The organism is Ruegeria sp. HKCCA0370 (assembly GCF_013033705.1).
GTDB lineage: Bacteria > Pseudomonadota > Alphaproteobacteria > Rhodobacterales > Rhodobacteraceae > Ruegeria.
The window spans coordinates 1-13496 of sequence record NZ_WQEP01000002.1; the positions used below are offsets into that span (position 1 = coordinate 1).

12 protein-coding genes and 1 pseudogene are annotated in these 13496 nt (G+C 54.9%); 10 read left to right on the forward strand and 3 right to left on the reverse strand.

What is annotated here, in order from left to right:
* A pseudogene (locus GOW31_RS06195) lies at positions 1-347 on the forward strand (hypothetical protein); the annotation flags it as partial.
* A 295-nt stretch (positions 348-642) separates the two neighbouring features.
* On the opposite strand, the gene GOW31_RS06200 reads toward GOW31_RS06195, so the two are convergent.
* Positions 643-1197, reverse strand: coding sequence for a cupin domain-containing protein (locus GOW31_RS06200; protein WP_171120957.1), 555 nt, complete (start codon positions 1195-1197; stop codon positions 643-645).
* A 155-nt stretch (positions 1198-1352) separates the two neighbouring features.
* On the opposite strand from GOW31_RS06200, the gene GOW31_RS06205 reads away from it, so the two are divergent.
* From GOW31_RS06205 to GOW31_RS06240, 8 genes are all read left to right on the forward strand, one after another.
* Positions 1353-2675 (forward strand): aspartate aminotransferase family protein, encoded by a 1323-nt coding sequence (locus tag GOW31_RS06205; protein ID WP_171168719.1) that lies wholly within the window; start codon positions 1353-1355, stop codon positions 2673-2675.
* A 34-nt stretch (positions 2676-2709) separates the two neighbouring features.
* Entirely contained in the window at positions 2710-4221 is a 1512-nt protein-coding gene (locus GOW31_RS06210) for a CoA-acylating methylmalonate-semialdehyde dehydrogenase (protein WP_171168721.1), read from the forward strand.
* A gap of 25 nt (positions 4222-4246) precedes the next feature.
* Entirely contained in the window at positions 4247-5356 is a 1110-nt protein-coding gene (ald, locus tag GOW31_RS06215; RefSeq protein ID WP_171168723.1) for an alanine dehydrogenase, read from the forward strand.
* Positions 5357-5460: 104 nt separating this feature from the next.
* Positions 5461-6450: a TRAP transporter substrate-binding protein DctP gene (gene dctP, locus GOW31_RS06220; protein WP_171169283.1), complete on the forward strand. Its 990-nt coding sequence runs from the start codon at positions 5461-5463 to the stop codon at positions 6448-6450.
* A gap of 99 nt (positions 6451-6549) precedes the next feature.
* Complete coding sequence (locus GOW31_RS06225) at positions 6550-7137, forward strand: TRAP transporter small permease (protein WP_171168725.1); 588 nt, start codon at positions 6550-6552, stop codon at positions 7135-7137.
* A complete protein-coding gene (locus GOW31_RS06230; protein ID WP_171168727.1) occupies positions 7134-8426 on the forward strand; it encodes a TRAP transporter large permease in 1293 nt (430 codons plus the stop codon). Before GOW31_RS06225 ends, GOW31_RS06230 begins: the two co-directional genes overlap by 4 nt.
* 139 nt (positions 8427-8565) lie before the next feature.
* Positions 8566-8976 (forward strand): universal stress protein, encoded by a 411-nt coding sequence (locus tag GOW31_RS06235; protein ID WP_171168729.1) that lies wholly within the window; start codon positions 8566-8568, stop codon positions 8974-8976.
* 228 nt (positions 8977-9204) lie between these two features.
* Positions 9205-9837 carry a tyrosine-type recombinase/integrase gene (locus tag GOW31_RS06240; protein ID WP_171120940.1) on the forward strand — a complete coding sequence of 211 codons (633 nt, stop codon included), beginning with the start codon at positions 9205-9207 and terminating at the stop codon, positions 9835-9837.
* A gap of 197 nt (positions 9838-10034) precedes the next feature.
* Here the strand turns inward: GOW31_RS06240 and GOW31_RS06245 are convergent, their stop codons facing one another.
* A complete protein-coding gene (locus GOW31_RS06245; protein ID WP_171168731.1) occupies positions 10035-11669 on the reverse strand; it encodes a sulfatase-like hydrolase/transferase in 1635 nt (544 codons plus the stop codon).
* Positions 11670-11684: 15 nt separating this feature from the next.
* Positions 11685-11864: a hypothetical protein gene (locus GOW31_RS06250; RefSeq protein ID WP_171168733.1), complete on the reverse strand. Its 180-nt coding sequence runs from the start codon at positions 11862-11864 to the stop codon at positions 11685-11687.
* A gap of 64 nt (positions 11865-11928) precedes the next feature.
* On the opposite strand from GOW31_RS06250, the gene GOW31_RS06255 reads away from it, so the two are divergent.
* Positions 11929-13377, forward strand: coding sequence for a tetratricopeptide repeat protein (locus tag GOW31_RS06255; RefSeq protein ID WP_171168736.1), 1449 nt, complete (start codon positions 11929-11931; stop codon positions 13375-13377).
* The last annotated feature ends 119 nt before the right edge of the window (positions 13378-13496 follow it).

A 13496-nucleotide genomic window follows, 5' to 3' on the forward strand; every position in this document is an offset into this window, starting at 1 on the left:
AGATGGACGACTTTTACGCCGCCCGCAGCAAGATCATCCCGCCGCTACCGTGGTCGACTTTCTCACCGCCGTTCTCACCCAATGCCGAGGACATCATCGCTGGCGTAACCTCGACAAGTCAGAAAGAGCTGGAGGCCGGCGCAAAACGAAACACCGAGATCATCGCGCGTGTCCTAGAGCCGTATTCGAGCGCGATTGAAAGCTGTGACCTGACTGTTGATCAGTACGCGGACTTCATCCAGCGTTCTTCAACAGCGGCCAAGTACAGCGCAAAGAACAAGAAACACTTGATAGAATTGCTGTCCGCTTTGCGAATGTCGGCGTTGAAAGTAACCAGCAGCGATTAGACGGGCTCGGCCCCAAGCAGACCTCGAACAGAAAACTGAAATTCTGCGTTAGCAGCCCACACAGGACCTTCACCGAACACACAAATTGCCGGAGCCGCGCCCGCATTCCAGTCATTTCAGTCATTCGTTACAAGAGCGAAATCCGACAAGAGTTCGCCGTTCGGGACCGCGCAAGAAAACCGACAAATGGCCCCTAGTTGTAAATGTCGACTTCATCTCGACATTCCGAGTCTGTTGTCGAAATTGACCATCCTGCGAAATATTGAAAACGCTCACAAAGAGCTCTTTCATTTAGTCAGAACGACGAAGGAGTGCAGGCGCTGATCACTTTGCATGGCGTATCGCCGGCATTCCGAAACCTGTGTGGCAATATGCTTGAGAAGTAGTACGCGTCCCCGGGACCCAGAACCCTGGACTGCCCATCTACCGTTACTTCAAGACGGCCCTCTATCACAACCGCACATTCCTCTCCTTCATGCGACAGTTCAGATCGACCCGAGTCGGCACCGACATCGTACTCTTCTATGAGCATCTGGAGCTTTCTGTCTCGGCGCTCACCTGCGACAAGTAAATAGGAGACTCCAGGTGATCCTAGGTCGCGCATTCTTTCGTGCGGGTAATAAAACGACTCCTCGTTTTGTAATTCAAAACTGAAAAAAAAGCCCAAATTGACGTCTACTGAGGCAAGAATCTTCTTTAGCAAAGCCACAGAAGGTTGGGTCGAACCGCTTTCGATTTGAGAAATCGTCCCGCTACCCACTCCCGCGCGTTTGGCCATTTCACGTTGACTGAGGCCTTTGGTCGTCCGAATCAACTTTAGACGACGGGCTGTTTCGAGATCTGATGACAAAACCGTTACTCTAGTGCTTTCTTGCTTTGGATCGAAAGCATTCTAGGGGCGCAATGATTTTTTTCAATAACTTACAGATTAAAATAAAACCGGATGTGCGGAAGGTCTGAACTCTGCAAGAATTTGTCATCAAATGAAAATCTGCTTCGCGAGGAATGGACGTGCTCGATCAACCCAACACAATGTCATCGTTCTGGATGCCGTTTTCGGCCAATCGTGATTTCCTTCGCGAGCCCCGAATGATCCAGGCGGCCGAGGGGATGTATTACACCAGTTCTGATGGCCGGAAGGTCTTGGATGGTACCGCCGGGCTGTGGTGCGTCAACGCGGGTCACCGGGATCCACTGATCGTAGAAGCCGTGCAAAAACAAGTGCACGAGCTGGATTATGCCCCGAACTTCCAGTTCTCCCACCCTCAGGCGTTTGAGTTGTCAGCAAAGCTGACAGCGATGATGCCTGAGGGAATGAACCACGCTTTCTTCACAAATTCTGGTTCCGAGTCCGTCGATACGGCTCTCAAAATCGCGCTGCATTACCACCGGATGCGCGGCGATGGCACACGCACACGTTTGATCGGGCGCGAGCGTGGTTACCACGGTACCGGCTTCGGCGGCATTTCAGTGGGCGGCATCGTGAAGAACCGGATGCATTTCGGGACGCTCCTGACAGGGGTGGATCATCTGCGCCACACGCATGATCCAGAGAAAAACGCCTTTTCACGCGGCTGCCCGGATCACGGCGCTGAACTGGCGGATGATCTGGAACGGTTGGTCGCGCTTCACGATGCATCGACCATTGCGGCAGTGATCGTTGAGCCGATGGCCGGGTCCACCGGTGTGCTTCTGCCGCCGAAAGGATACCTGCAGCGGCTACGCGAAATCTGCGACCGCCATGGCATCCTGCTGATTTTCGACGAGGTCATCACCGCCTTTGGTCGTTTGGGGGCCGCGACAGCATCGGAGTATTTCGATGTGAAGCCGGACATCATCACGACGGCCAAAGGCCTGACCAACGGTGTCATTCCGATGGGAGCGGTCATCGTATCCGAAAAGATATATGACTCGGCGATGGAAAACGCCGATGCGTCGATTGAGCTGTTTCATGGCTATACCTATTCCGCCAACCCGGTGTCCTGTGCCGCCGCGCTGGCTACGCTGGAAAGCTACAAACAGAACGATCTTTTCCGCCGCGCTGCGTTGCTGTCGGGGCCTTGGGAGGATCAGCTTCACAGCCTCAGGGATCTGCCGAATGTCATCGATATTCGCAATCTGGGACTGGTGGGCGCGGTCGAGCTGGCACCACGAGAGGGCGCACCGGGTGCGCGAGGCTATGATGCGATGAAACGGGCCTGGGACGCGGGAATAATGATCCGTGTCACAGGTGACATCATCGCCTTGTCGCCACCACTAATCATCTCGGAGCCCGAAATAACGACACTTTGTCAAACACTTGGAGAGGTATTGGCTGACTTGCCATAACCCCTGACTTCTAACCCCAAAAAGGACTGACATCATGAAAGATGCATCCCCGATCGCTTTGATCGGCCACTACATTAATGGCCAAATCACTGCTCCTTCCGGTGAGAATACTCAGCCGGTTTTCAATCCCGCAACCGGAACGCAAACCGGTGAGGTGTCGCTGGCGACTGTACAGACCGTCGACGACGCAGTGGCTGCAGCAAAAGCCGTGTTCCCGAAGTGGTCGAACACGCCTCCGATCCGCCGTGCCCGCCTGATGAACAACTTTCTAGCGCTGGTACGCGAGCACAAAGACGAACTGGCGCGCGCCATCACGGTTGAGCATGGCAAGGTGTTCACCGACGCCCAAGGCGAAGTTGAGCGTGGTATTGATATCATCGAGTTTGCCTGCGGCATTCCGCAACTCCTCAAGGGCGATTACACGGAGCAGGTCTCCACTGGCATGGACAACTGGACAACGCGTCAGGCGTTGGGCGTTGTGGCTGGGATCACTCCCTTCAACTTCCCGGTCATGGTGCCGATGTGGATGTTCCCGATCGCCATCGCCGCAGGCAATACCTTTATCCTGAAGCCGTCTCCGACCGATCCGTCGGCCTCTCTGCTGTACGCGGATCTGATGCAGAAAGCCGGTTTCCCCGACGGAGTGTTCAACGTGGTTCAGGGTGACAAGGTTGCCGTGGATGCGTTGCTGGAGAACGACGACGTCAAAGCCGTGTCCTTCGTCGGCTCGACGCCAATTGCGAACTACATCTACGAGGTCGGTGCGCGCCACGGCAAGCGCGTTCAGGCTCTGGGCGGCGCGAAGAACCATATGCTGGTGATGCCGGATGCCGACATGAACAAAGCCGCCGACGCCCTGATCGGCGCGGCCTATGGTTCGGCCGGAGAGCGTTGCATGGCCATCTCGGTTGCCCTGCTGGTTGGCGATGCCGCCGACAAGCTGATGCCTGTCCTGAAAGAACGCGCCGAAACCTTGAAGGTCAAGAACGGTCTTGAGTTGGACGCCGAGATGGGCCCGATTGTCACCGCCGCCGCGCGGGATCGGATCAAAGGGTACATCGACTCTGGTGTCGAAGAAGGTGCGGATCTGCTGGTCGATGGCCGCGACTACGCTGTCGAAGGGCACGAGGAAGGCTATTTCCTTGGCGGCACCCTGTTCGACAACGTCACCCCCGACATGAAGATCTACAAGGAAGAGATCTTTGGCCCGGTCCTGTCCTGTGTCCGCGTTTCGAGTTTTGCTGAAGGTCTGCAACTGATCAACGACCACGAGTTCGGCAACGGCGTGTCGTTGTTCACCCGTGACGGCAACGTTGCGCGTGAGTTCGGCAAGCAGGTTCAGGTCGGCATGGTCGGTGTAAATGTTCCGATCCCGGTTCCCATGGCCTGGCACGGCTTTGGCGGCTGGAAGAAGAGCCTGTTCGGCGACATGCACGCCTATGGCGAAGAGGGCGTTCGTTTCTACACCAAGCAGAAATCCATCATGCAGCGCTGGCCCGAAAGCATCTCGGAAGGTGCCGAATTCGTCATGCCGACGGCAAAATGATCATCCGATCCAAGGAGTGAAGAACATGTTCATTGGTGTTCCCAAGGAAATCAAGAACCACGAATACCGTGTTGGCCTGACCCCTGAAAGCGTCGCCGAACTGGTTTCTCATGGTCACAACGTCATCGTCGAGACCAACGCCGGCACAGGCATTGGGGCTGATGATGATGCCTATCGTGCCGCTGGCGCGGAGATTGCCGAAACCGCAGCGGATATCTTTGCCAATGCGGAGATGATTGTGAAGGTGAAGGAACCTCAGGCTGTTGAACGCGCTATGCTGCGGGAAGGTCAGATCCTTTACACCTATCTGCATCTGGCCCCCGACCCGGAACAGACCAAAGATCTGGTCGACTCGGGCGCTGTCTGCATCGCTTATGAAACCGTCACCGACGACAATGGCGGTCTGCCCCTGCTGAAACCGATGAGCCAAGTTGCCGGTCGCATGTCGATCCAGGCCGGTGCCGGTGCGTTGGAGAAAGCAAAGGGAGGCCTGGGCGTGCTGCTGGGCGGTGTGCCTGGTGTGAAACCAGGCAAGGTCGTGATCATCGGTGGCGGTGTTGTTGGGTTCAATGCAGCTCAGATGGCCGTCGGCTTGCACGCGGACGTGACCATTCTGGACCGCAATCCGGCAGTTCTTGAGAAATTGGAGAACCATTTCGAGGCGTCGGCCAAGGGTGTCTATTCGACCAAAGCCGCATTGGAGGAAGAAGTCACCAATGCCGATCTGGTTGTTGGTGCGGTTCTGATCCCGGGTGCTGCTGCTCCCAAGCTGGTCACACGCGAACTGATCTCAAAAATGAAACCCGGTGCGGTCGTCGTGGACGTGGCGATTGACCAGGGCGGCTGCTTTGAAACGTCCAAAGCCACCACTCACGCCGAGCCCACATATGTTGTCGACGATGTTGTTCACTACTGTGTCGCCAACATGCCGGGCGCAGTCGCCCGAACGTCAACCTACGCGCTCAACAACGTCACGCTGCCGCACGCTCTGGCTATTGCCAACAATGGTTGGAAGCAGGCGCTTGCGGACAACCGTCATCTTATGAACGGCCTGAACGTGGCCCACGGCAAGGTGACGTACAAGGCTGTGGCCGATGATCTCGGATACGAGTTCGTCGCCCCGGAACTTTGCTGAATTGAAGCAAAGAATTGTCCCGTCGCGCGCAATGCGGCGGGACGCACACCACTGAGGAGGAAACCTTAATGATTACGAAGATTAACCGCCGCGCCCTCGGCGCGATGGGTGGCGCTGTTTTGCTTGCTGCAACCACACTCTCAACAGCAGCCGCAGCGGAAGACATTACACTGCGCTTTGCCGGCGTGTTCCCGATTGACCATCAGGGCACGAAAATGATGGAGCAGGTCGCAGCGGATGTCGCGGCAGCAGACGTTGGCCTGAAGATCGAAGTATTCCCGGCAAACCAACTGGGTTCGGGTGAGGCGCTGTTCGAAGATGTTGCACGCGGCAATATCGACCTGGCATCGGCGTTCATCTATGCCGATACCGATCCACGCCTGGAATTCCTGTCAATGCCGTTCCTGCTGGGCGGCTGGGATGACATGGAAAGCACGCTTCTCAACATGGATTCCGAGTTTAACGCCATCCTGCAAGAGATCACCGACGAATACGGTGTGCGGGTAATGGCGCAGAACCCCGAAGGGTTCATCGGCATCGTTTCGTCGCAAGAACCTGAAAACTGGAACACCTTTGACGACAAGGGCATGAACATTCGCGTCTGGTCGTCCAGCGTCGTGAAATCAATGGTTGAAGAACTAGGGTATCAAGCGACAACCATGGCATGGGGCGACATTTTCCCCGCACTTCAGGCCGGCATTGTCGATGGAGCAATCTGCTGCACCAAGACCGCGACCTATTCCATCTTCGCCAAATCAGATGTTGGCACCCACTTTGTCGAGTACAACTCAATCTCAGAACTGACGACTTTCTACGCGTCGCAGCGGACACTCGACAAGCTGAACGACGAACAGCGCGCCGCGCTTCAGGCCGCGATGACAAAGGCGTCCGAAGACTTCTTTGCCTACAATCGTGAAAATGACGAAGTGTTCGGCCAGAAATTGCTCGACAAAGGCTATACCATCCTGCGCCTGAGCGACGAAGAACAAGCTGCGATGGCCGCTCATGTCCAGGAAACGGTCTGGCCCGCGATGGCACAAAACGTCGGTCAGGACATCATCGACCGCCTGCTGGCAGCAAAAGAACAGCAATAAACACTGAGATGAAGGGCCAGCTAATCAGTTGGCCCTTTTTTCGTCTCTAGCTCAACAAAGGGAGGGAGAAAGATGTCTAGCACTGAAGCAGAGCGTCCGTTGGTCGTCGAAAGCGCGGAAAAGAAGAGCTCGCAAAAAATCACCGATGAGCTACCAGTTGTTATTGGGTATCCACTGAAAGCAGTGGCTTTTGCCATGAGGCAGATCGTTATGTTTGCCGGTTTCCTGATGGCGTTCACATTTGGGGCAGTTGTTGTCATCCGGTATGGATTTGGCGGTGATCTGTTTGCCTACGAAGAATGGCTTTTGGGCATTAGCATCATCGGCTTTTTTGCAGGTGCTGTTCTGGCCTCTGCCCGCAACCTGCACATCAACGCGGACATTCTTGGCATTGTGATCCAAAACCCTCGGTTGATTTGGTGGCGCGGCTTTGTCGTGCTGACCGTCGAGATCCTGGTGATCCTATTCCTCATGTACGCCTGTTATGTCTCGCTGCTTGATGACTTCTCATTCCCCCGGCTGCGCGCAACCCCGGTGCTGCGCATTCCGTTTGTCACCTGGCGGATTGCGATCATGATTGCCTTTGGCTTCATGGCAATGTTCACGGCGGCATATTTGTACGTGCATATCCGCAAGGGACTTGGTCTTCCCTTGAGATCAGAAATGCAAAAAGGAGAAACCCAATGATCATCGGAGGAAGTCTCCTTATCGTCTGCTTTATGCTGCTGTTGGGCGTCAGCGTTTATGTAGCATTCGGATCGGTTTTGATTTTCATCGCCCTTGTCGGAGATCAATCCATCACCGGCTACTTGCCCACCGGCTCTACAGGTATCCGCTCACTTGTACTTCTGGCGATCCCACTCTTCATGATCGCCGGAGGCATCATGGAGAAAGGTAAAATCGCGGCCCCTCTTGTCTCTCTGGCTGAAATGTTCATTGGCCATATCAAAGGAGGACTGAGCGCGGCTGGGGTGTTGGCCTGCGGTGTGTTCGGCTCCATTTCCGGCAGTGCAAACGCAACGCTGACCTGCATAGGCGGCATCATGATGCCCCATCTGAAAAAGGCCAACTATCCGGGTGGGCAATCTGCGGCTTTGATCGTCGCGGCCAGCCCCTTGGGTCTGTTGATCCCACCGAGTTCGTCGCACATCCTTTATGGTTGGGTTGCACAGCAGCATGTACTAAAGTGCTTCTTGTCCACCGTCATTCCGGCGATCATCCTGATCACCCTTTTGATCGTCGTAAATCAGTTCCTGCTTCGGAAGTATGACGACATAAACCTGACGGAACGTCCTAAACCATTTCTGCCGACATTCGGAGTACAGGCGCGCCTGGCCGGGCCTGCGCTTATGATGCCACTGATCATTCTGGGCGGAATCTATGGCGGCATTATGACGCCAACCGAGGCTGCGGGTATCGCAGTGGTCTACTCGATCCCGATCGCGATCTACTTCTACCGTGGACTGACCTGGAAAACACTGGCTCAGACAATCCAGAATTCCGGTGTTACGATTGGCGTGGTCATGGTCATGATCTTCATGGTTCTGATCGTGTCAGACAACCTGATCTCACAGGGTGCACCTCAGTTGGCCAAAGATCTGGTTTATTCCGTTTCGGACAATCCAGTTGTGATCCTTCTGATGATCAACGTCGTGATGATCCTGATCGGAATGCTCATGGATGATATCTCCGGTCTGCTTTTGGCAACACCAATCCTACTGCCCATCGCGCAGAGCACCGGCATGGATCCTATCCATTTCGCGGCCGTTATTGGCGTAAACTTAGGTATGGCGAACATCACCCCTCCGACTGCACCTCTGCTCTATCTTGGTGCGCAGGTCTGTGATGAACCGGTTTCGCGCATGCTGTGGCCGACTTTGATCTTCATAGTCTTTGCCTGGCTCCCAACGCTGATGTTGACAACTTTTGTACCAGAGTTGGCCCTGTTCCTGCCGGACCTCCTGCTCAGCAAATAATGGGCGGAAAGCGCCAACGCACAAGACAAAATGCACGCACCCCATTCCAATGAGTGGGGTGCCAGAGCGCTCTCTCAACGATGACGTGGGAGAGACTAGTTCGCAGCAGAAATCCTAAACCTAAAAATAGAGGTCTGAAATGTACAAAAACATCCTAGTCGCGCTGTCTCTGGAACACGGCATCAGTGAACACGCAATGTCGGCGGCGCATGCTCTAGTATCCGAAGGCGGAAAAATCACTGCCGCGCACATCCATGAGCCCCCAAACAGACAGATAATGTACTATATGGATGAAGGGATCGCAGAAAAATCTCTCCAAAAAGCAAAGGCGCGTTTAGCCGAGCGCTTAAAAAACGAAACCGAGGTTTCCTCTGTCTTGATCGAGAGCCAATCGGCTGGGCGGGCTATCACCGAATACGCCAACAAATATGGCATCGACTGTATCGTCCTTGCTTCGCATAAACCTGGGATGAAAGAATTCTTTTTGGGTTCAACAGCCGCTCTCGTCGTTCGACACGCTCAGTGTTCGGTGCATGTACTCCGAGTGTGACGCTGGCGCCTGCAACATGCCAGTAACTTTGCCCTGTGAATTCTGCGGTGATAAGCAGGTCTCACCGCGACCAAGGTCTGCTTTGCCGTCTACAAGAATTTCACTTTGCGGCATTTAAGAGGTAGGGCTCGCAGCCGACCTCGGCGGCAACGCGGCATCCTGTGATATCCTCTCTCGTCAACGTCGGGTTGTCGTTGTGGGCGGGCATGGCGGATCGGAGGATCAGTTATGGAAACACCAAACTTACCTGCCATTCGCGCTCTTCGCCCAGCTTGGAACAAGGGACGCATCGTCGGTCAGAAACGGCCGTTGAAACCCAAACACGTCTGGGCAATTCGAGTAAGGTTAGAACTCGCAGAAAACCATCGCGACCTCGCTCTCTTCAATATGGCCATCGACAGTAAGTTGCGCGGCTGTGACTTGGTGAAAATGAAAGTCGTAGACATCATGGCTTCTGGTCAGATCAAGGCGCGGGCTTCGGTGTTACAAAGCAAAACTCAGAAGCCTGTCCGCTTCGAGATTTCTGAAGGAACTCGAAGCTCAGTCGAGAGGTGGATGGAAGACGAGCTCATGGTCGGGTCTGAATACCTTTGGCCAGGACGTTTCCATGAGCGTTTACACATTTCAACGCGCCAGTATGCGCGGATCGTGCGTGATTGGGTCACGTCTATAGGTTTGGAAGCAAGCGCTTATGGCACACATTCAATGCGGCGGACCAAGGTCACCCAAATTTACAAAAAGACGGGCAATCTGCGTGCGGTGCAGCTCCTACTCGGGCACACGAAGATGGACAGTACTGTTCGGTATCTCGGTGTTGAACTTGAGGATGCACTTGCAATAGCAGAGGCCATTGAAATCTGAATACTGCGGGTCGCTCTCGCGGGCGGCCCATAGCCGACCTTCATGGTGGTTCTGTGAATCTGCGGCCGCAACCCGCATAGCCGCCTTTCGCCGCGACTGCTCGAATTCGATAGTGACCAAGGTCTCAAGTGCAAACCAAGCAGACATTTTGTTGATGGAGCCATTTGCAATGGCTCCAAGCTTCCCTTAAACGAAACTTACCAGTCCACTGTCTTTTGTGGCGTATACTGCGGCGTCAGTTCGGGATCGAAGGACGTGTCAAAATCACGGTAGAAACTGCTCACTGACCGATGCGGATAATCTTCGATCAGCAGCATGTGTTCCTGAATCATCTTGGTGATGCCCGGGCCCGCCCAAATTCCGTTTTGCGCCTCATTTGGGAACCGCTCGGCGGGATCATGATACAAATTGAAAACCTCGTAGAAATGAAAGTTGGGATTCCTCGGCTTCAGGTTCAGTTTGACCTGATCCTTGCGCACCGCCTCCAAGTTTTGGCGATTGTAGTGGAAGACATAGTCGCGACGCCCGTTGCCCTCTCCAAGCAGGAACAAACCAGATTGGTCGACACCGTCGATCACCCGGTCGCCGGGCACCTCCGAGAGCACGCCACCGATGCTTGCCCATGTGGTAAAGAAGTCCGTGATCTGGACGATGTCGAGCGGGTCTTGCCCCGGCTCGATCATGCCGGGCCACCACGCGATCGCCGGCACGCGGATGCCGCCTTCCCGCGTTTCCCCCTTGCCTCCTTGGAGTAAGGAGTAACCGCCGTGCGGGTGCACCGTGTACATGGGTCCATTGTCCGAACTCCAAACCACCAAGGTGTTCTCTGCGATCCCAAGATCGACCAGCGTTTTCAGAACGCGCCCGACATTGTAGTCATGTTCCACCATTTGAGCTGCGGTATTGGTTTCAGCAGGTGTGTCGCGAAAACCCGGGTGAGCGCCCCAGAAATGATTACCCTTGCCCCAGAAGTTCACAAAGAACGGCTGATCCGTGTTGGCGCGGCGCGTGATGAACTCGATGACGTTATCCGCGACCTCCGTGTCGTAAGTATTGTACCTTTCCATTGAGTATTCATAGACAGGTTCCGGCTCCTCGCCTTTCTTTGCCCGCATGACGCCGCCGGTGTCATAGGGAAATCCCTCAGGGCCGGGCGAGTGCATCAAAGCGCGCTGTGTGAATCCGCCAATATCGTCATCTTTGGAAGCGTTCTTGTTGTTAACCCACCAAGGAGGATTTCCTTCCGACCATTCCGCCTCGTCGAAACCTTGTTCTGTCGGATGGTTGCCGTCGTCGTCGCCCAGATGCCACTTGCCGAAAAAACCAGTGTAGTAACCCGCGTCCGACAGCAACTCGGCGATTGTCACCTCATCACTGTGCAAACCAGTTCCGCTCTCGCCCGGTAGCGTGATGTTATAGACGCCGTTTCGGATGGGATGACGCCCGGTCAGAACCGCGCCACGCGACGGCGAGCATTCGACCTCCGAATAGAAGGACAGAAACTTCATGCCCTCTTCCGCCATACGGTCCAGGCTGGCTGTTGGCGCTCCACGAATTTTGCCGCCGCCATACACGCCAAGTTCTGTGTACCCGACGTCGTCGGCCATGATGTAGACAATGTTGGGTTTCTTTCCGAACCGCGCTTCGAGAGCCACCAGCTTTTCGCGCACAGTGGCGTCATCGTCAGCCCAGGCGAGACCGAATTCCTGCTCCATCCGGACAAACTCTGCGTCATGGACGATTTGATCTGCCGCCATCGCTGCAAAGGCCGCGCCACTTATCGCTATCGACAAGCCCAAAGCAGGCTGGGTTCTGTTTCGTATGATCCACATCGTGCAATCTCTCCTTCAATCGTTGTCTCGTATTTCAACGGCCTCTATTCGCCGCTGGAGTTCTTCGATCAATTCCGAAACGATGGAGGTGGCGGGTTCGTCTTTTGAAACTTCGTCAAACCCGTACGATCCGGCAATCTCTTCCAAATCGTCGAAGACTTCACCAATGCGACTGTCGAACTGACGGCTCTTCACATACTTTACAAAAAGTCCTGGGTTATATCGTTCAAGAAAGGTCACGTGCCTCCAAATCGTCTGGTTGGACACGCTCAGACTTGCGGGTAAAATATCCGTCAGGGAAGTAACTTACCCTAAAATCGCCAGTAAGCTCACGCACTATCTGTTTGAAAATATGACCGAAACCAAAGGAAACAGCACCTGCCGCGACAAGAGCGGAAACGACCTCAGTGTCGAAGAAAAACGTGCTGCTGTGGCTTCGGTGGTGGAAAGTCGGATATTCGCGAACTCGCCGCGTCTCAAGGAATTCCTGATTTACGTGACGGAGAAATCTCTGTCCGAGGAGGGGGCGGACCTCAGCGCCAAGTCCATAGGGTTCCATCTCTACGGACGGGATACCGTCGACGAGACAAACTCCGCTAACTTCGTTCGCGTTGAGGCGGGACGGTTGAGAAGGTCATTAGATGACTACTACGACAGCGATGGCCGAGCGGACGCGGTTCGCGTTCAAATACGCAAAGGCGGCTACGCACCCACATTCGAGCGTCACGTCGTTTCAGCGCAATCTCCGGCCGCCGACGGCACAGCCAGACCACTTCTCAGTGGAGGTCCGAAAAAACTTCGCTTAGTGCTTTTTGCGTGCGTACTGCTGGCGGTAATCGCACTCGGAGTTTTTGAGGTGCTCCGTCCCGGTCCGCGTCCGGACGATGCCGAACTCGCGGCCCGCGTCGAGCGTCAGGCGCTCATGGAGCAATCGCCTGCGGCATTGGAAGCCGCCAATATGGCCTTGCAGGCCAGAGGTCTAATCTATCCTATTTTCGACGCGCATCGACAAATGTTGACCACGGAATTGTTCCGCGCCGCGATTGAGATCGATCCGAACTCCGCGTTGCCCTATGCGGGGGCGGCCCAGACTCTCGGCTCGCTTGCGCTTCTGTCAATCGCTGGCGCCAGGCACGACAATTTTTTGGCTGAAGCCCGCGAAATGCGCGATCGGGCGTTAGAACTCGACGCGGATCACGAATGGGTGCAATCAGCAGCAGGCTGGGTGGCGTTTGTGGAACGCGATTTCGAAAGTGCCATGAGGTATTCCGAACGCGCACTGTCGCTCGCACCTGAAAATGGCAACGTGCTGGACTTCTATGGCGTTGTCGCAGTCGCGTCTGGAGAGTTCGAAAAAGGATTACAAGCAGGCGACCGTGATCGCCCAAGAGAAGGTGAAAACACGCGTTTTGCGTACTTGAACATACTGGGAGCGGCATATTTTCATCTTGGCCTATACCACGAAGCAATCTCTGCATTTGAAGAGGGTAACGCAAGTGGTGGTCCGGTTTCCGCTCTTGGGGTCGTGTACTTGGCCGCTGCTTACTCCTCCGTCGGTAGGGAGCAGGACGGGCGCCGCATGATCGATCAAATCGAAAAAAGTTGGCCGGGGTTTCCAATAGAAGAGTTTTTGACGCGACTTCATCGCGAGCCAGACACAGCGCGACAGTTGGTCAAAAAGCTGCGCTCTGTCGGATGGTCGGAGTAGCTTTGGCAATTGCCAAGCGAACCACCCTGGCGTAGGCTTGAAGGGGGTCGACAAGAATGACCACTCTCGGCTCGTTTCAGATATCCAAGGCAGCGCGGCATCTCTCGGCCATGACACAT

Excerpts from the sequence above, each read along its gene's own strand:
- GOW31_RS06205 (WP_171168719.1), top strand. The coding sequence starts at position 1,353 with ATGGACGTGCTCGATCAACCCAACACAATGTCATCGTTCTGGATGCCG.
- GOW31_RS06210 (WP_171168721.1), top strand. The coding sequence starts at position 2,710 with ATGAAAGATGCATCCCCGATCGCTTTGATCGGCCACTACATTAATGGC.
- ald (WP_171168723.1), top strand. The coding sequence starts at position 4,247 with ATGTTCATTGGTGTTCCCAAGGAAATCAAGAACCACGAATACCGTGTT.
- dctP (WP_171169283.1), top strand. The coding sequence starts at position 5,461 with ATGGGTGGCGCTGTTTTGCTTGCTGCAACCACACTCTCAACAGCAGCC.
- GOW31_RS06230 (WP_171168727.1), top strand. The coding sequence starts at position 7,134 with ATGATCATCGGAGGAAGTCTCCTTATCGTCTGCTTTATGCTGCTGTTG.
- GOW31_RS06235 (WP_171168729.1), top strand. The coding sequence starts at position 8,566 with ATGTACAAAAACATCCTAGTCGCGCTGTCTCTGGAACACGGCATCAGT.
- GOW31_RS06240 (WP_171120940.1), top strand. The coding sequence starts at position 9,205 with ATGGAAACACCAAACTTACCTGCCATTCGCGCTCTTCGCCCAGCTTGG.
- GOW31_RS06245 (WP_171168731.1), bottom strand. The coding sequence starts at position 11,669 with ATGTGGATCATACGAAACAGAACCCAGCCTGCTTTGGGCTTGTCGATA.